This is a genomic window from Agrobacterium sp. (assembly GCF_032092815.1).
Taxonomy (GTDB): domain Bacteria; phylum Pseudomonadota; class Alphaproteobacteria; order Rhizobiales; family Rhizobiaceae; genus Agrobacterium.
The window spans coordinates 53,349-71,295 of record NZ_DAMDBP010000016.1; the positions used below are offsets into that span (position 1 = coordinate 53,349).

At 55.6% G+C, this 17,947-nt stretch carries 20 protein-coding genes; 13 read left to right on the forward strand and 7 right to left on the reverse strand.

Translation table 11 applies throughout. The annotated features are described in order from the left end of the window. Window positions 1-10: 10 nt before the first annotated feature. From RT613_RS11910 to RT613_RS11935, 6 genes are all read left to right on the forward strand, one after another. Complete coding sequence (locus RT613_RS11910; protein ID WP_409558816.1) at window positions 11-529, forward strand: LptA/OstA family protein; 519 nt, start codon at window positions 11-13, stop codon at window positions 527-529. 33 nt (window positions 530-562) lie between these two features. Continuing rightward, entirely contained in the window at window positions 563-1,348 is a 786-nt protein-coding gene (lptB, locus tag RT613_RS11915) for an LPS export ABC transporter ATP-binding protein (RefSeq protein ID WP_313615675.1), read from the forward strand. A 154-nt stretch (window positions 1,349-1,502) separates the two neighbouring features. After that, complete coding sequence (gene rpoN, locus RT613_RS11920; RefSeq protein ID WP_313615588.1) at window positions 1,503-3,038, forward strand: RNA polymerase factor sigma-54; 1,536 nt, start codon at window positions 1,503-1,505, stop codon at window positions 3,036-3,038. Between the two features lie 251 nt (window positions 3,039-3,289). After that, on the forward strand, window positions 3,290-3,865 hold the full coding sequence (hpf, locus tag RT613_RS11925; protein ID WP_313615589.1) for a ribosome hibernation-promoting factor, HPF/YfiA family: 576 nt from the start codon (window positions 3,290-3,292) through the stop codon (window positions 3,863-3,865). 72 nt (window positions 3,866-3,937) lie between these two features. Continuing rightward, window positions 3,938-4,399, forward strand: a complete 462-nt coding sequence (gene ptsN, locus RT613_RS11930) for a PTS IIA-like nitrogen regulatory protein PtsN (RefSeq protein ID WP_313615591.1) — start codon at window positions 3,938-3,940, stop codon at window positions 4,397-4,399. A 118-nt stretch (window positions 4,400-4,517) separates the two neighbouring features. After that, on the forward strand, window positions 4,518-5,651 hold the full coding sequence (locus RT613_RS11935; protein WP_313615592.1) for an alpha/beta fold hydrolase: 1,134 nt from the start codon (window positions 4,518-4,520) through the stop codon (window positions 5,649-5,651). A 59-nt stretch (window positions 5,652-5,710) separates the two neighbouring features. Here RT613_RS11935 and grpE read toward each other — a convergent pair whose 3' ends face one another. Both grpE and hrcA read right to left on the reverse strand, forming a co-directional pair. After that, entirely contained in the window at window positions 5,711-6,361 is a 651-nt protein-coding gene (grpE, locus tag RT613_RS11940; RefSeq protein WP_313615594.1) for a nucleotide exchange factor GrpE, read from the reverse strand. 121 nt (window positions 6,362-6,482) lie between these two features. Next, the gene (gene hrcA, locus RT613_RS11945; RefSeq protein ID WP_313615676.1) at window positions 6,483-7,574 is read right to left on the reverse strand and encodes a heat-inducible transcriptional repressor HrcA; all 1,092 of its coding nucleotides are present in this window, start codon (window positions 7,572-7,574) and stop codon (window positions 6,483-6,485) included. A gap of 186 nt (window positions 7,575-7,760) precedes the next feature. On the opposite strand from hrcA, the gene rph reads away from it, so the two are divergent. The 3 genes from rph to hemW are packed head-to-tail and all read left to right on the forward strand — an operon-like array spanning window position 7,761 to window position 10,342. Further along, window positions 7,761-8,477 (forward strand): ribonuclease PH, encoded by a 717-nt coding sequence (gene rph / locus RT613_RS11950; protein WP_192486631.1) that lies wholly within the window; start codon window positions 7,761-7,763, stop codon window positions 8,475-8,477. A 15-nt stretch (window positions 8,478-8,492) separates the two neighbouring features. After that, complete coding sequence (rdgB, locus tag RT613_RS11955) at window positions 8,493-9,137, forward strand: RdgB/HAM1 family non-canonical purine NTP pyrophosphatase (RefSeq protein ID WP_313615596.1); 645 nt, start codon at window positions 8,493-8,495, stop codon at window positions 9,135-9,137. Continuing rightward, on the forward strand, window positions 9,134-10,342 hold the full coding sequence (gene hemW / locus RT613_RS11960) for a radical SAM family heme chaperone HemW (protein WP_313615597.1): 1,209 nt from the start codon (window positions 9,134-9,136) through the stop codon (window positions 10,340-10,342). Before rdgB ends, hemW begins: the two co-directional genes overlap by 4 nt. A 16-nt stretch (window positions 10,343-10,358) precedes the next feature. Here the strand turns inward: hemW and RT613_RS11965 are convergent, their stop codons facing one another. Beyond that, window positions 10,359-10,661 (reverse strand): SelT/SelW/SelH family protein, encoded by a 303-nt coding sequence (locus RT613_RS11965; RefSeq protein WP_313615677.1) that lies wholly within the window; start codon window positions 10,659-10,661, stop codon window positions 10,359-10,361. A 139-nt stretch (window positions 10,662-10,800) separates the two neighbouring features. Between RT613_RS11965 and RT613_RS11970 the strand changes: the two genes are divergently transcribed. The 3 genes from RT613_RS11970 to RT613_RS11980 all read left to right on the forward strand — a co-directional run bounded on the left by RT613_RS11970 (window position 10,801) and on the right by RT613_RS11980 (window position 13,575). Beyond that, window positions 10,801-11,250, forward strand: a complete 450-nt coding sequence (locus RT613_RS11970; protein ID WP_313615599.1) for a DoxX family protein — start codon at window positions 10,801-10,803, stop codon at window positions 11,248-11,250. A 124-nt stretch (window positions 11,251-11,374) separates the two neighbouring features. Continuing rightward, entirely contained in the window at window positions 11,375-12,130 is a 756-nt protein-coding gene (locus RT613_RS11975) for a type 1 glutamine amidotransferase (RefSeq protein WP_313615600.1), read from the forward strand. 377 nt (window positions 12,131-12,507) lie between these two features. Beyond that, window positions 12,508-13,575 carry a GH25 family lysozyme gene (locus RT613_RS11980; RefSeq protein WP_313615601.1) on the forward strand — a complete coding sequence of 356 codons (1,068 nt, stop codon included), beginning with the start codon at window positions 12,508-12,510 and terminating at the stop codon, window positions 13,573-13,575. A 330-nt stretch (window positions 13,576-13,905) separates the two neighbouring features. On the opposite strand, the gene RT613_RS11985 is transcribed toward RT613_RS11980, so the two are convergent. The 4 genes from RT613_RS11985 to RT613_RS12000 form a co-directional block, all read right to left on the reverse strand. Then, window positions 13,906-14,031 (reverse strand): hypothetical protein, encoded by a 126-nt coding sequence (locus tag RT613_RS11985; protein WP_313615603.1) that lies wholly within the window; start codon window positions 14,029-14,031, stop codon window positions 13,906-13,908. A gap of 192 nt (window positions 14,032-14,223) precedes the next feature. After that, complete coding sequence (lepA, locus tag RT613_RS11990) at window positions 14,224-16,050, reverse strand: translation elongation factor 4 (protein WP_409558811.1); 1,827 nt, start codon at window positions 16,048-16,050, stop codon at window positions 14,224-14,226. Between the two features lie 73 nt (window positions 16,051-16,123). After that, a complete protein-coding gene (locus RT613_RS11995) occupies window positions 16,124-16,993 on the reverse strand; it encodes a carbon-nitrogen hydrolase family protein (RefSeq protein ID WP_313615605.1) in 870 nt (289 codons plus the stop codon). A gap of 3 nt (window positions 16,994-16,996) precedes the next feature. Next, the gene (locus RT613_RS12000) at window positions 16,997-17,596 is read right to left on the reverse strand and encodes a GNAT family N-acetyltransferase (RefSeq protein ID WP_313615607.1); all 600 of its coding nucleotides are present in this window, start codon (window positions 17,594-17,596) and stop codon (window positions 16,997-16,999) included. 108 nt (window positions 17,597-17,704) lie between these two features. Between RT613_RS12000 and RT613_RS12005 the strand changes: the two genes are divergently transcribed. After that, window positions 17,705-17,947: nuclear transport factor 2 family protein (locus tag RT613_RS12005; protein ID WP_313615609.1), on the forward strand; the 243-nt coding region annotated here is incomplete at its 3' end.

Below are 17,947 nucleotides of genomic sequence, written 5' to 3' on the forward strand. Positions count from 1 at the left end.
CCTCGCGCTTCTGTCCGCTTCCGTTGCGGCCTTGACGCTGGCAGGAACCGCTTCCGCGCAAAACACCACGAGCCAGATGGACGGCCTCAAGCTTTCCAATGACAAGCCGATCGCCATTGAAAGCGATCAGCTTGAAATTCAGGATCAGGAGCGCAAGGCCTACTTTACGGGCAATGTGAAGGTTGTTCAGGGAACAACCACCCTGAAAGCTGGCAAGATGACCGTGCTCTACAAGGGTGAAGGTTCCTCGCTGACCAGCGGCAATGCCGATATCGAAAAAATCTTTGTCGATAACACGGTGTATCTGAACTCCGGCACGCAGGAAGCAACCGCCGATCACGGCGAATTCGACATGGCAGCCCAGACATTCATACTGTCGGGCAAGCAGGTCGTGCTTTCCGAAGGCAAGAACGTGTTCACCGGCTGTAAGCTCACGGTGTTCATGAACACCGGACAGGCAAAACTGGATAGCTGTGGTGGGCCGGTCCGTATCCTGCTCGACCCGCAATCACAGAAAAAACAGCCATAAGTCCTGCACGTGAAAATTCCTTCTCTCTCTCGCATGTTCTCCAGCAAAACCGAGGCTGGCAGCCCCCTCAATCTTTCGGGGGACAAAAGCCGTTATGAAGGCACGCTTATCGCGCACAGCCTGTCGAAAACCTACAACACCCGCCGGGTGGTCAACGGGGTTTCGCTGGTCGTGCGTCGCGGCGAGGCCGTTGGCTTGCTTGGACCAAACGGTGCGGGCAAGACGACCTGTTTTTACATGATTACCGGCCTTGTGCCGGTTGATTCCGGCCGCATTGCCATCAACGGCAATGATGTGACCGGCATGCCGATGTATCGCCGTGCCCGTCTCGGTGTTGGTTATTTGCCGCAGGAAGCCTCGATCTTTCGTGGTCTGACGGTTGAGGACAACATCCTGGCCGTTCTGGAAGTGCACGAGAAAGATCGCAAGAAGCGCGAAAACAAGCTCAATGAGCTGCTGGAAGAATTCCACATTGCGCATCTTCGCAAATCCGCAGCTGTTGCCCTGTCCGGGGGTGAGCGCCGACGCCTCGAAATCGCCCGTGCGCTGGCAACCGATCCGACCTTCATGCTGCTCGACGAACCTTTTGCCGGTGTTGACCCGATCTCGGTCAGCGATATCCAGAATCTGGTGCGCCACTTGACGGCACGCGGTATCGGCGTTCTTATCACAGACCATAATGTGCGCGAGACGCTGGGGCTTATCGACCGGGCTTACATCATTCATGCCGGTGAAGTTCTCACCCATGGCCGTGCGACCGATATCGTGAACAATCCCGATGTTCGTCGCCTCTATCTTGGCGACAATTTTAGCCTGTAAGGGCTAACTGCCAAAGAATCTTCCCTTAGACGCTACAGTTGCGCTTGACCAAACCTGATAAAAAAGCAATTTTTGGGCCAAGTGCTGTTTCATTCACCGCCAATCTTGAAAAAAAGCGGTCAGGAAGGCGTTGAAGGGGAGTTTCGCGTCCGTCATGGCATTATCCGCCAGCCTTTTTCTGCGTCAAAGCCAATCGCTCGTCATGACGCCACAGCTGATGCAATCGATCCAATTGCTTCAGATGACCTATGTCGAGTTGCAACAGTTCATCTCCCAGGAAGTCGAGAAGAACCCACTGCTTGAATTTGCAGCAGGTGATGACGGTGTAGGCAACAACAGTCCAGAAGACAGTTTCGAACCGGCCGAACCGGATTTCGAGCCTGTTTCGACACAGACCGCCGACCCGGAAGAGTGGTATAACGAGCGCAGCGCTGGCCTCGGGGAGCAACTCGACACCAGCTTTGAGAACGTGTTTCCCGATGATGGCAACCAGCGCAAGGCAGATGCGCCCGAACTGGCTGATCAGTGGAAATCAATGCCGGGCAATGAGGGTGGTGAATCTTACGACCTCGATGATTTCGTCGCCGCAAAACCAAATTTGCGCGACTATATCAATCAACAGATCCCTTTCCTTTTGCATGATGCCACATCGCGTGTGATCGCGGAAACCTTGGTCGATCAGCTCGATGAAACCGGATATATTCCTGCTGATGCTGTAGCTGAAACAGCGGAGCGTCTTGGCAAGGATGCGCAGGATATCGAACAGATCGTGTGGGCGCTGCAAAGCCTCGACCCACCCGGCATCTTTGCCCGCTCGTTGAGCGAGTGCCTTGCGATACAGCTTCACCAGAAGGATCGGCTTGATCCGGCCATGCAGGCACTGGTTGGCAATCTCGAACTGCTTGCCAAGCGTGATTTCGCCACTTTGAAAAAACTCTGCGGCGTCGATGAAGAAGACCTTCTCGACATGCTCGGAGAGATTCGCGCGCTTAATCCGCGTCCCGGCGCCGGTTTCGAAGCCTCGGTTTCCGAAACAATCGTGCCTGACGTTATCGTTCACGAAACGCCTGGCGGAACCTGGCTGGTGGAACTGAACCCGGATGCACTGCCCCGTGTGCTGGTCAACCAGTCCTATTATGCCGAGATCTCACGCCTGCCCGCCCGCAAGGGTGAGGACGAGAGCTTTTTGTCCGAGTGCCTTCAGAATGCCCACTGGCTGACACGAAGCCTTGACCAGCGCGCCAAGACCATCATGAAGGTGGCCAGTGAAATCGTCCGCCAGCAGGACGCGTTCCTGATGCATGGTGTCGATCATCTGCGGCCACTCAATCTGAAAACCGTGGCAGACGCGATCAAGATGCATGAATCGACCGTCAGCCGCGTGACCTCCAAAAAATACATGCTGACGCCGCGCGGCATGTTTGAACTGAAATATTTCTTCACCGTGTCGATCGGCGCGGTTGAGGGCGGTGACAGCCATTCGGCCGAAGCCGTGCGTCATCGCATAAAATTGATGATCTCTCAGGAAACACCCGAAGCCGTGCTTTCGGACGATGATATCGTCGATAATCTCAAGCAGGGCGGCGTCGAATTGGCCCGCCGAACCGTCGCAAAATACCGCGAAGCGATGAATATCCCCTCCTCCGTGCAGCGTCGGCGGGAGAAGAAAGCGCTGGCAAAACTGGGTTAAACACACCGTTTCCAGCGTTCCGTCCCTTAATAAACCGTAAATATATGTTTGCGGCTGCACCCGGCAGCATTGACTCCTGATTGCGCCAAGAGTAGAAGCCGCGCACCTTTACGGGATGATCAGGACGCACAAATCCCCTTAATCGAAAGGCAGAACGCCGCAGCAAGGCCAAAGAGGTCTGGAATCGCTTGGATGAGCGCGTGGCTTGACGTAAGCTGGTATTCGCAAATCACTACAAAAAGGAAAATTCCATGAGTGTGCGTGTATCTGGTAAGCATATGGAGATTGGTGAATCGTTCCGTCAGAGGATCGAGGATGCGGTCGGCTTGGCGGTTACGAAATATTTCGATGGGGGGTATTCTGCTCAAGTAACGGTTCAGAAATCGACATCCCATTTTTCGTGCGACTGCAAACTGCATCTGGATACGGGAGTGGTCCTTCATGCGGCAGGAGAAGCAAACGAGCCGCAAGGCAGTTTCGATGCCGCAGCGGCCCGAATCGAAAAGAGGCTTAGACGCTACAAGCGCAAACTGAGGGATCACCACGCCGGTGGACCTGTTCCTGCTCTCGAGGAAATTCCTTACAGGGTCATGGACGCAGTTCCGGACGAAGATGATGAAGTGCCTGACGACTACGCGCCGACAATCGTCGCGGAAAGTTCAAAACAGATTAAAACCATGTCTGTGGCAAATGCCGTGATGGCACTTGATATGACAGACGAACCGGTCCTGCTTTTCCGCAGCCCGGGAACCGAATACCTCAATATCGTTTATCGTCGTCACGACGGTAATATCGGCTGGATTGATGCGGCCGCGATAAAGGGTTGAACAGTCGGAATACGTTTGGCGGACGTGGTTACCACGCCCGCCAATCACTCCGATGATACAAAGGAAGACGAAATGGCATTGGCAGACCTGCTGCAACAAGATGCGATTATCCCCGCCCTCAAGGTGAATTCCAAGAAACAACTTCTCCAGGAACTTTCTGCAAAGGCATCCCGGATCACAGGTGTTCCGGAACGCGAGGTTTTTGACGTCATTCTGCAACGGGAACGGCTCGGTTCGACCGGTGTCGGACACGGCATCGCCATTCCACACGGCAAACTTGAAAGCATTTCATCAATCGTTGGCGTATTTGCCCGCCTGGAATCGCCGGTGGATTTCGAAGCGCTGGATGACCAGCCTGTCGACCTGGTGTTCTTGCTGCTGGCGCCAGAAGGTGCCGGCGCTGACCATTTGAAGGCTCTGTCGCGCATTGCGCGTGTGCTGCGCGATCAGGAACTGGTTGCCAAGCTGCGTGCAACCGATTCAGACACGGCGATCTACGCCTTCCTGAATGCAGAGCAGGCCAACGCGGCCTGATTCAAAACCAGCGAATACGGTTTTGGGATTAGATCTTCCCTGAAAATTAATTCCGATTTTTCTCACCATGCGGTACATCAACCGTCATCAGAACGACATTCTGATGACGGGAGGGTGCATGGAACGGCAGACGATCGACAAGATCAATCAATCCGGCTTGGACGGCCCGTCGACTTTTCAGACGACAGGTATAACCGGTGATCATCTGCCGGTTTTTGGCGACAGCCTGAAACAGAAACTTTCCTTTCCGCTTGCCTGGACATCAGAGGTCACGGATCTCAGCGCATGGAAAGAAAAGGCCCGTGCCAAGGTCTGGGAGCTGACCTGGCAGATGCCGGATCATTCAGACTTCCGTCCCGCCATCATCGATGAAATCGACCGTGGTGATTTTATCGCCCGCAAGATTGCCTTTAACCTGACAGGCGACAGTCGCGTTGCCGCCCTTCTGCTCGTGCCCAAGGGGAATGGCCCGTTTCCTGGTGTGGTGTTCTATCACGACCATGGCTCGAAATTCGATATCGGCAAGGAAAAGCTGATCACGCCTTGGGGTGATGAGGAAAAACTGCAATCTGCCACCCTATGGGCCGACCGGCACTTTTCCGGCCGCTTTCCGGGCGATGCGCTGGCCCGGCGCGGTTATGTGGTCCTGGCGGTCGATGCCCTTGGCTGGGGCAACCGTGGTCCACTGACCTATGAGGGCCAGCAGGCGCTGGCTGCCAATATGTCCAATATGGGAAGCTCTCTTGCCGGGCTGATGGCACTGGAGGACACGCGTGCTGCGGATTTTATGGCAAGCCTGCCGTTCGTTAACACAGACCAGATAGCAGCGATCGGCTTTTCGATGGGTGCCTTCCGCGCGTGGCAGGCGGCAGCTTTAAGCGACACGATCACCGCGACCGTGGCCGTCAACTGGATGGCAACGGCCAAGGGATTGATGGTGGCAGGCAACAACCAGCTGCGTGGCGGTTCGGCCTGGCATATGACCCATCCGGGGCTGATGCGTTTTCTGGATTACCCTGATGTCGCAAGCCTTGTCGCGCCCAAGCCAATGCTGGTTTTTGCTGGACAGGAAGACCGGCTTTTTCCGATTGCTTCCGTCAACGCGGCGATAGAGAAGATGCGCACTGTCTGGACGGCATGGCAGGCGTCAGATCAATTCGAGGACAAGATTTGGCCGGGCGCCCATGTGTTTGAAGCACAACAGCAGGATTACGCCTACGACTGGCTGGACCGGAAATTTTCAAAACCCTGAAACAACAAACCCCGGCACTGGGCCGGGGTTTGAAAACATCTCAGCGATACTGATCAGACTTAGGCGTCTTTTTCGTTCAGGCTGCCAGTGCCAGGCTCTGCGGCTGCAGGCGCTTCAGCCTTCGGGCCACCCTTGGCAACACCGACCATTGCCGGGCGCAGAACGCGCTCACCAATGGTGAAGCCAGCCTGTACGACCTGAACAACCGTGTTGTTTGGTACAGCAGGATTTGGGATTTCGAACATTGCCTGGTGGAAGTTCGGATCGAACTTTTCGCCTTCTGCGTCGATTTTGCGAACGCCATGGCGTTCCATGGTCGACAGCATCGAACGTTCGGTCATTTCCACACCTTCGATGAGGCCGGAAATACCTGCTTCGGCATTTGCCTTCAGCTCAGCTGGAATTGCTTCCAGCGCGCGGCGAAGATTGTCGGATACGGCGAGCATGTCGCGGGCAAAGCCAGCCACGGAATAGGCCTTGGCATCCTTGACGTCGCGTTCGGTGCGACGGCGCAGATTGTCCATTTCTGCGGCAAGGCGCAGGAACTTGTCGCGCAGATCGTTGTTTTCGGCCTTCAGAACCTCAACAGGATCGGGTGTTTCTTCCACAGGCGCAGAATTCTCGTCAGCCACCGCATCCGCTGCGGTTTCTTCGTATGCCGTTTCCGCTTGCTTTGCGTCAGATCCGGTCTTGTTCGTGTCGTCGGTCATGACGGTCTCCAGAGTATGAATTGTAGTGTTGCGCCCGATATCGATGTTTGGCGGGCAAAAATCAAGGCTTTGCAGCCATTCGCTGCGCAAAGAACTGTCGGACAGGAAATATCTGCGTGCCTTATAGAGGTTTCCTCGACAGCCGTCCCATCAGCTGAGCAGTATAATCAACCATCGGCACGATACGGGAATAATTGAGCCTTGTCGGCCCGATAACCCCGACAGCACCAACAATGCGGTTGTCTTCGTCACGGTAGGGAGCAACAACCAGCGACGATCCCGACAGCGAAAACAGCTTGTTTTCCGCACCGATAAAAATGCGCACACCAGGACCGCTTTCCGCAAGATCCAGAATTTCGATCAGATTGTCCTTGCGCTCCAGATCATCAAACAGCAGCCGCAGGCGGTCCATATCCTCTTCACTACCCAGACCATCGAGCAGATTGGAACGGCCACGAACAATGAGGCGACCCGGTTTGCCCTCCTCACTGTCACCAGACCAGACGGCAAGACCACGTTCCACCAGATCCTGCGCCAGCGTGCCCAGTTCAGTCTGCACCTGCAATTTCAGCGCATTCAGTTCGGTGCGCAATTCATCCAGCGTCTGTCCAGACAGATGCGCGTTAATGAAATTGGCTGCTTCGGTCAATTGCGACGAGGTAATGCCAGCCGGCAGATCAATGATACGGTTTTCGACCTGATTGTGTTCACCGACCAGAATGGCAAGCGCCTTGAACGGTTCGAGGCGGATGAACTCCACATGTTTGATCACCACGTCATTTTTGGCAGTGATGACCAGCCCTGCGCCGCGCGACATGCCCGACAGCATCTGGCTGGCCTGGGTCATCATGCCCTGCAGGGGTTGTTCACGGTTGGACAGCGGCGCGATGTTGCGGTCAATATTGGCGCGTTCATCTTCCGAGAGGTTGCCGACCTGCATGAAGGCATCGACAAAAAAGCGCAGTCCGGAATGGGTGGGCAGACGCCCGGCGCTGATATGCGGTGAATAGATGAGGCCGAGATCCTCCAGATCGCTCATGACGTTGCGAACCGAGGCGGGAGACAGCGACATGGGCAACAGCCGCGAGAGATTGCGCGATCCCAGCGGTTCACCCGTTTCCAGATAACTTTCCACGATACGGCGGAATATTTCGCGCGACCGTTCGTCCAGTGACGCGAATTGGTCCTGTGCTACCGGAATGGAAAAGCCCATATTGTCCGTCATCTCTATCGATTGCCTATGACCAACAACTATAATCACTGATCGAACATCGGCAAAATGGAAATTCCACTTCCCAAGATCGGTTTTGCGGCGCAAAACCGGGATAGGTGGCCCAGAGCCTTCCAATTGGTTTGGAAAGGCACTAGAAGGCTCCGACCAATTCAAGAGGAGTCCGACATGCGGCCGTCAGGCAGAAAAACCGACCAGATGCGCAAGGTTTCGTTCGAGCGCAATTTTTCCAAGCATGCCGAAGGCTCCTGTCTCGTCAAATTCGGCGATACACATGTTCTTTGCACGGCCAGCCTTGAAGAAAAGACCCCACCATGGCTGCGCAACAGCGGCAAGGGCTGGGTAACGGCTGAATACGGCATGTTGCCACGTTCGACCCATGAGCGCATGAAGCGCGAAGCTGCCTCCGGCAAGCAGGGTGGCCGCACGCAGGAAATCCAGCGCCTTATCGGCCGCTCGCTGCGCGCCGTTGTCGACCTGCAGGCACTGGGTGAACGCCAGATCAGCATCGACTGCGACGTCATCCAGGCCGATGGCGGCACCCGTACCGCTTCGATTACCGGTGCGTGGATTGCCCTGCATGACTGCCTGAAGTGGATGGAAAGCCGCAACATGCTGAAGGTAGAGAAGGTTCTGAAAGACCATATCGCTGCCATTTCCTGCGGTATTTTTGCCAACCAGCCGGTCATCGATCTGGACTATCTGGAAGACTCCTCTGCCGAAACAGATGCCAACTTTGTCATCACCGGCTCGGGCGGCATCGTGGAAATTCAGGGTACAGCCGAAGGCGCACCATTCAGCGAACAGGAATTCCTGACGTTGCTCGGCCTTGCCAAGACTGGCTGTGCAGAACTGGTTTCCCTGCAAAAGCAAGCTATCGCTTAAGAAGCGGACAAAACCATGCGTAAACTTGATACCCGCACCATCGTCGTTGCCAGCCACAACAAGGGCAAGATCGCTGAAATTGCCGAGTTGATCGGCCCGTTCGGTTTTTCGGCCAAATCGGCAGCAGAACTTAACTTCGAAGAGCCGGATGAAACCGGCACGACCTTTGAAGAAAATGCCGCCATCAAGGCGCTGGCTTCGGCCAAGGCCTCCGGTCTTCCAGCGCTGTCGGACGATTCCGGACTGGTCATCGATGCGCTTGACGGTGCGCCCGGTGTTTACACCGCCAATTGGGCTGAAACCGCCGATGGCACCCGCGATTTCGCCATGGCCATGGAAAAGGTTGAAAAGGCACTTGCAGACAAGGGTGTTGCCGATCCAAAGGATCGTACCGCACGTTTCGTCAGCGTTTTGTGCCTTGCCTGGCCGGATGGGCACACGGAAATGTTCCGTGGTGAGGTCGAAGGCACAGTCGTCTGGCCACCACGCGGTACAGCCGGCTTCGGTTACGATCCAGTCTTCCAGCCGGAAGGTTATGAAACGACATTCGGTGAAATGCCATCCGAGGAAAAGCACGGCTGGAAGCCTGGCGATGCGACTGCTCTGTCGCACCGCGCGCGCGCCTTCAAGCTGTTTGTCGAAAGCTGCCTTAACGCATGATCACCAGCGCCGGGAGCGGTACTCTATCTGCACCCGGTGCTACGCTATTGCCTGATACTGGCGAACCCGGTTTCGGGATTTATGTGCATTGGCCGTTCTGCGCGGCCAAGTGTCCTTACTGCGATTTCAACAGTCATGTGCGCCACAAGCCGGTCGATCAGGAGCGCTTTACAGCGGCGTTTCTGAAAGAAATGCAGACCATGCGCACGCTTGGTGGCCCCAAGGTCGTCAGCAGCATCTTTATGGGCGGCGGCACGCCATCCCTCATGGATCCAGCCACGGTCGGCGCCATTCTCGATGGCATTGCCAAATACTGGCATGTGCCAGATGGCATTGAAATTACCATGGAAGCGAACCCGTCCAGCGTGGAAGCGGAACGCTTTCGCGGTTACAGGGCAGCCGGTGTCAATCGCGTTTCCATGGGTGTGCAGGCCCTCAATGATCGCGATCTGAAATTTCTCGGCCGCCTGCATGACGTTGCAGATGCGCTGAAGGCGATCAAACTGGCGCGCGAGATTTTTCCGCGTATGTCGTTCGATCTGATTTACGCACGCCCAAACCAGACGGTGGACGAATGGGAAAAGGAATTGGCCGAGGCCATTTCCTATGCCGTTGATCATCTGTCGCTATATCAGTTGACGATTGAAGAAGGCACCGCCTTTTACGGTCTGCACAAGGCTGGAAAATTGATCGTGCCAGATGGCGAACAGTCTGCGGTGCTTTACGAGGCGACGCAGGAGATTACTGCACGTCACGGCATGCCAGCCTACGAAGTGTCCAACCATGCCCGCCCCGGCGCGGAAAGCCGCCATAACCTGACCTACTGGCGTTATGGTGACTATGCTGGCATCGGTCCTGGCGCGCATGGACGCCTGTCGCAAAGCAAGATCAAACTTGCCACCGCCACAGAGCGTAACCCCGAAGCCTGGCTTGAGCTGGTTGAACGCCAGGGTCACGGCATGATCGATCAGGAAATGCTTGGCTATGACGAGCAGGCTGATGAATTGCTGCTGATGGGCCTGCGGCTGCGTGAAGGCATCGATCTGGTGCGCTGGCAGTCCCTGTCCGGGCGCGAACTGGATCCGGAGCGCGAAGATTTCCTGATCCAGCATGGTTTCGTCGAGCGGCTGGGTAATTCCCGCATTCGCTGCACGCCATCAGGCATGCTGATCCTCGACAGCGTGGTTGCAGACCTCGCGTCCTGAGGTGTGTTTTTCAACGTCAGCTATCAAGTCCTTCATTGGCCTTGCGGTCCGTGTGGCCCAGATCACGGTCCGGGTCGATAATATCACGGATGCGCTGCTTGAGGTCTTTTGGCCCCGGAAAACCGCCGTCACGCTTGCGTTCCCAGATCAGCGTGTCATTCACCGTGATCTCAAAACGGCCACCGGTCGAGGGAATGAGTGCCACCTCGCCTAAGTCCTGCCCAAAGGTTTGCAACAGTTCCTGCGCCATCCAACCGGAGCGCAGCAGCCAGTTGCACTGTGTGCAATAAACGATAGCGACACGCGGTTTGGCATTCATCTCTGTCACCTCGGTTCCCTCCTTCAAATTTCGCTCACGAAAATATTAACAAAAACAGTCATGTTTTTACACATCGTTCGATTGTCTTCCCGCCGCACGGCTTTAGAGAAAACAACATGTTCATTTCATGGAGTTTCTTATGACGAATAACATTCAGTCTTCCCAGCCTCTTATCGTACCGGCCGTTGCACCGCTCTATAACAGCACCCACCAGCTCGTTGAAACCATTCTGCGTGTTGCGGCCGGCGTTCTTCTGGTGACGCATGGCTACGGCAAAATCATGGACCCGTTCCGTGCCGTTGGCATGGTGGAAAGCCTTGGTTTTTATCCCGGTGTATTCTGGTCACCCTTGCTGGCCGCAACGGAGTTTTTCGGCGGCATTCTTATTGCCATTGGCCTTTTCACCCGCCCTGCGGCCTTTGCTGCAACCATCGTTTTGCTGGTGACTGTTTACTTCCACGGCATCGTGAAAGCCGAGGGTTTGGCGGGCAGTGAAAAGTCGATCCTCTGGGCAGCCATCTTTCTGTTCTTTGCCGTGCGTGGTGGCAACCGCCACTCCGTGGATGCCAAGCTCAAAAAAGTATTCTGATCTTTCTGAAGACAACAGAAAAATAGCTCCGACCAAAGGTGGCCACCGCTGCCTTTGGTCTTGTCATTCATGGCACCGCATGGTCAATTCGACCCATAGAATTGGTATACAGGGTGCAGTTTCAATGCGCGTCGCAATCATCGAAAACATGGCAGGCACACCCCACGGACAAGTCGGGGTCGCACTGGCGGAAGCCAATGCAGAGCTTGATATCATCAGCGTCTATCAGGGCGATGCTCTGCCGGGTGATGCGGACGAGCACGATGCATTGGTGGTGTTTGGCGGTGAGCAGAGCGCCATCGACGACGAAAAACATCCCTATCTGCCGCACTTGGCCGCGTTGATGCGCCGCTTTACCGAAGCCGACAAACCGGTACTCGGTATCTGTCTTGGCAGCCAGTTACTGGCGCGCGCCCATGGCGGTGAAAACCTGCTGAAAGCCACGCGTGAATTTGGCTGGGAAACCATTGAAGTCAATGAAGACGGCAAAAGGGATCCGGTGCTTTCAGCAGTTGGCGACAATTTCCAGGTTTTCCAGTGGCATTACGACACCTTTACATTGCCACCAGACGCCGTGCGGCTGGCGTCCAATGGCGCGGTGATCAATCAGGCGTTTCGCGTTGGTCGGGCGTCTTATGGCACGCAGTTTCATTTCGAAGCGAACACCACTGTCGTTGACGGATGGCGTCGTGACTTTGCCGACAGCATTGAAAAGATTTCTCCCGGTTGGTTGGCCGGTTACGCCGAGCAAAAAGCGGAGAACGGCACAAAGGCCGATGAGGCTGGGCTGGCTCTTGCACGCGCATGGGTGAAGCTGATCCAAACGGATGCAAACCTGCCTGAAAAGCCGCAACAGACAGGTGTTCTTGCTGGCGCATAACCCCTTGAATTTAAGGGGTTCCGGCTTTCTTGTCATTTTATCAGCAAGCTGACCGTGTGGTTTACAAGGCATTAATCGGTGCATTCGCCCCACGGGAGGTTTGCCACAATTGGGCCATTGCGTTTTCAAGCCACTCAAAATCAATGATTTTTGTTCGGCGGCCTTGCCACATTTCCTAACAAAGGTGGCGGCGAGATTGAGGGAAATCCAGGCCGTTTTAACGCGAAAACCCCAGAAAGTGGCAGGTTTCGGGCCAGATATACTAGTCCGGCGGGCGCAATTTAATCTTTCTTGATAATTGTTCTTTAATCCTAGCAGAACGTTACCGGCGAGGTGTTGTCTCGTCCTTTTCAGTTTTGTTTCGAGTACGGGTTCCCATGCGTTCATCTGTTGTGCCAGCATTGCTCCTTGCCTGTCTGACACTGTCCAGCTGCACTTCCAGCTCCGGACCGGAGAGCATCATGGCAGGGGTGTCCACTCCCTCACGGGAGGTCACAAGCTCGGTCACACAGACCCCCGGTCCTATCCCTTCCGCAACTGTTGGCACTGCGCCGACGACAGGCTCCAGCGACCATCAGGAATTGCTGGCCTGGGGTGGTCCCGTTCCGAATGAACCACAGGCATTCGCCGTTGTGGCGCCGCAGGTTGGCATGCCGGTTCCGGACCAGCGCCCGGTGTCGATGGCAATGGCGGCAAGCCCGGCCATCATGGCTGGCCCACAGGTTCGTTCGCGCATTTACAGCCGCCAGTTCCGGGATGCGAAACCGATCAATTTCGGCAAGGTCACCCCGTCCCATTACGCCGTGCATGGCGTTGATGTGTCGCGCTGGCAGGCCAATATCGACTGGGTAAAGCTGCGCACACAGGGTGCCAATTTCGCCTATATCAAGGCAACCGATGGCGGCGACCACCTGGACCCGATGTTCAAGACCAACTGGCGTCTTGCCAAGGAAGCTGGCATTCGTCGCGGTGCCTATCACTTCTTCTACTGGTGCCGCCCGGCCAGCCATCAGGCGGAATGGTTCATTCGCAACGTACCGCGTGATCCGGATGCGCTGCCGCCAGTGATTGACGTCGAATATAATGGCGAGTCGAGCTGCAAGATGCGCCTTCCACGCGCCAAGGTGCTGGAGAAAATGCAGGTGTTCATGGACATGCTGGAACGCCATTACGGCCAGCGTCCGGTCATCTACACCGCGCCAGATTTCTACAAGGACCATCTGTCCGGTGAATTCCTCAACTATCCTTTCTGGCTGCGCGCCGTAGCCCAGCACCCGTCCAAGGTCTATCCGGGTCGCAAGTGGGTATTCTGGCAGTATTCTGGATCCGGCCTGTCGCAGGGCGTGTCTGGCAAGATCGACCTCAACGTATTCCATGGCAATGTCGATGAGTGGCATCGCTGGCTTGGCAGCAAGACGGGCTCTTCCCGTACCGCCAGCCGATAAGAAGAATATATTCGTGTGACAACGCCGCGGGCAACCGCGGCGTTTTTGTATTCAGACACCTCGCTTCCCTCATCAGGTGAACTGTTCTCCATTTTATGGAACGCAACTGGAACCGTTTTCCTGATCACGCGTTCTTGAACGAGAAGGAGGAAGTGACATGACGTATGATCCAAATGACAGAAATCCTGAACTTCGCCCAAGAGCGGATTTGAATCCGAACGCGCCGCCGAACGTTGATATCAATGTCGCACCGTCTGCGCGAACATCATCTTCTTGGGTTCCGTTCGGAGCGTTGATTGTTCTTATTCTGGCAGGTGTTCTCATCTGGTCTCAAATGGGTGGTCCAACCACAGACCCGACGACAACATCGTCCACAACCAGTCCACCGGCAGCGAGCGAGCAGGCACCTGCCGTACAGCCCATGGCACCAACAGCGCCAGCTGAACCGCCAGCCAATAACGCCGCGCCAGCAAGCCCAGCAACGGGCGGTGGTACGACAACGACCCCATAACCTAACGGTTACCGGGAGGAGCGAAAGCTGTCCGCCTTGCGAGGCGGGCAGTTTTCTTTGCGCGGACCGCTCAATCGGGCAACAAAAAGGGAGGCAAAAGCCTCCCTTTTTTATTGTCTGCAGAAAATGGTTAGTGCTTAGTCGTCGCTCATCTTGAGCGCCGCAATGAACGCTTCCTGCGGAATATCGACCTTGCCGAACTGACGCATGCGCTTCTTGCCTTCCTTCTGCTTGTCCAGAAGTTTGCGCTTACGGGTGGCGTCACCACCATAACACTTGGCGGTCACGTCCTTGCGCATGGCCGAGATCGTTTCGCGGGCGATGACGTTTCCGCCAATGGCTGCCTGGATCGGAATCTTGAACATGTGGCGAGGAATGAGGTCCTTCAGCTTTTCGCACATGTCACGGCCACGCTTTTCAGCAGCGCTACGATGCACCAGCATGGAAAGCGCATCAACAGGTTCGCCATTGACCATGATCGACATCTTGACGAGGTTGCCTTCACGATAGCCATCCAGATGGTAATCGAAGGACGCATATCCCTTGGAGATGGATTTCAAGCGATCGTAGAAATCGAACACCACTTCGTTGAGCGGCAATTCATAAGTAATCATTGCACGCTTGCCGACATAGGTCAGTTCGGTCTGCACACCGCGGCGATCCTGGCAGAGCTTCAAGATACCACCGAGATAATCGTCCGGCGTCAGGATGGTTGCCTTGATCCATGGTTCACGAATTTCGGCAATCTTCACCACATCCGGCATGTCGGCCGGGTTGTGCAACTCACGCTCGGAACCATCGGTCATCGTCAACTGATAGACCACCGAAGGAGCCGTCGCGATAAGATCAAGATCGAACTCGCGTTCGAGGCGCTCCTGAATGATTTCAAGGTGCAGAAGACCAAGGAAACCGCAGCGGAAACCGAAACCGAGAGCGGCAGACGATTCCATTTCAAATGAGAACGACGCATCGTTGAGGCGCAACTTGCCCATGGCGGCACGCAGATCTTCAAAATCTGCCGCATCAACCGGGAACAAGCCACAGAACACCACCGGCTGCGCGGGTTTGAAGCCAGGAAGAGCCTTTTCGGTCGGGCGCTTGTCTTCCGTGATGGTATCGCCAACGCGGGTGTCGGCCACTTCCTTGATCGAGCCGGTGATGAAACCGATTTCGCCCGGGCCAAGGCTATCGACAGCGACCATCTTCGGTGTGAGGACGCCGACGCGCTCGACCTGATATTTCGCATCCGTGCCCATCATGCGGATGGTTTGACCCTTGGTCAAAACGCCATCAAGCACGCGCACCAGAACCATGACGCCGAGATAGGTGTCGTACCAGCTGTCAACCAGCAGCGCCTTCAGCGGGCCCTTTTCACCAAGCTCACTCTTCGGTGGAGGCAACTGGTGGACGATGGCTTCCAGCACATCAGGAATACCAAGGCCGGTCTTGGCCGAAATCAGCACCGCTTCGGACGCATCAATCCCGATCACTTCCTCGATCTGTTCCTTGATGCGATCCGGTTCGGCCGCAGGCAGGTCGATCTTGTTCAGAACGGTGACAAGTTCGTGGTTGTTGTCGATGGCCTGATAAACGTTGGCCAGCGTCTGCGCTTCCACGCCCTGCGAAGCATCCACCACCAGCAGCGAACCTTCGCAAGCCGAAAGCGAGCGGGAGACTTCATAGGCAAAGTCGACGTGGCCGGGGGTGTCGATGAGATTGAGAACATAGGTCTCACCATTGTTGGCCTTATAGTGCAGACGCACTGTCTGGGCCTTGATGGTGATGCCACGCTCACGCTCGATTTCCATATTGTCGAGCACCTGCTCGGACATATCGCGTTCGGCAAGACCACCGGTCGACTGGATCAACCGGTCGGCCAATGTCGATTTGCCATGGTCGATATGGGCAACGATCGAGAAGTTGCGGATATGGTCAAGCGGGATGCGGTTCGGATTTGTGCTCATGCCCCGGCCTATAGCAGGGGCTTTGATAGTCGAAAAGTGGGAATTCGTTAAAAGGCCACTAAATATGGGCCTTTCATACGTCAAACTGCTCCGGCCAGTCACGCCGGGTGGCCACTTGCCCCTCGGTTCTCAGTTTTGCGACGGCACCGAGGTCAATGTCTGTAATCAGCCAGTGGCTTTGCAACACGTTATCGCTTTCGCTTTCCGCCACGATGCCGGACGGCGGCATACCGTAATCGGACGGCACATAAAGCGCGGCGCGGCCGCGGTTTTCATCAACGGCTGGCGACCAGGGGGCCTCACCGGCTGTCGGCGACGATAAAACCGCGTACTGATTTTCAAGTGCACGAGCCTGCGCGCCAATGCGTACCCGGTATGCACCTGCCAGTGTGTCGGTGCAACTTGGCGCCAGAACCAGCTCCACGCCCAGCTCCGCCAGCTTGCGGCCAAGCATCGGAAACTCGTTATCGTAACAGATCAGAATGCCAAGCTTGCCAAGCGGCGTGTCGAACGCCTTAAGGCCTTCGAGGCCAGCAGCGATATTCCATTTTTCCCGCTCGAAACGGGTCATGATCTGTTTGTCCTGATACCCGATCAACCCATCTGGTCCAAACAGCCAGGCTCGGTTGCGATACTGACCATCCGGATCTCTGACTGGGGCACTGCCGGGCTGGAAAACAATAGCATGGCTGCGCGCCAGTTCTTCGCACAGTTCCAGCCATGCGGGCAGTAATGGCTGCAAGGCATCAATGGATTTGTGCAAATCTGAGCGGATATCCGCCGGCAGCAGGCCGGTCAGAGTCAGCGCAGAATATTCCGGCAAAAGCGCCAGTTGGGCGCCGGCATCAGCCGCCTGTCGCACCAGTTTGCTCAGGTGTTCGACATAGTCTTCCCAGCTTTCGATCAGCTCGATGGCATATTGGCAGGCAGCAAGTCTGGTCATGGCTCAGGCCTCAATCTTTCGCATCCAGAAGGACAGGGTTTTCGGGCTTTTTGCCGTCTCATCCAGGTCCTGCCAGGTGAATGTCGTGCTCAGTTCCGGCTTATGCACATAACCGCGATTTTCCCAGAAGCTGTTGAGCGGTTTGTAATCAGCCGGCCGACGTGGATGGTCGACTGGCCGTTCCACGGCACAAAAGGTGCAATAGTCAAAACCGCCAAGCCGTTTTGCCTGGGCTTCTCGCTCTTCAAAAAACCGAACGCCAGCGCCCTGCCCGCGATATTGCGGCAGAAGCACGCTCTCACCGAAATAAAAGATACGTTCGGGATCATATCCCGCTGCCAGAAACGGCTTTTTCACCTCATCGGTTTCTGACGCCATAGGGATACCAGTGGACATACCAACGACCTTGCCATCGTCCAGCGCCAGAACCACGACAGCACCTTGCGAATTGGCATAGGTGGCGAGATATTCGCGCTCGTGCTCGATCGTACCGTCATAGAGATAGGGAAATTCCCGGAAAACACCGATACGCAAACGGGCGAGGTCATCAAAATAAGGTGCAATATCGGCACCGGATGCGGATTTGATTTCGAGTGTTTTCATGTCAGTTGAGATACTTTCCGATATACAGCATTTTCACCTTGGTTGTGCCCGGTTATATCGTGACGGCCAAAGTGAGCCAAGTTCTGTTGCAGACCCATGGAGATAAAGATGACAGCAGCCGCCACCATCCACGCCTATTACGACGCCTTTAACCGCCAGGACATGGATGCCTTTCTGGCCCTGCTCGACGAAAATGTCGTTCATGACATCAACCAGGGCGAACGCCAGACCGGTAAGGCGGTGTTTGCGACATTCATGGATCACATGAACCGCTGCTACAAGGAAACCCTGACCGACATGGTGATCATGGCCAGCGAAGACGGCAAGCGCGCATCGGCGGAATTTGTCGTC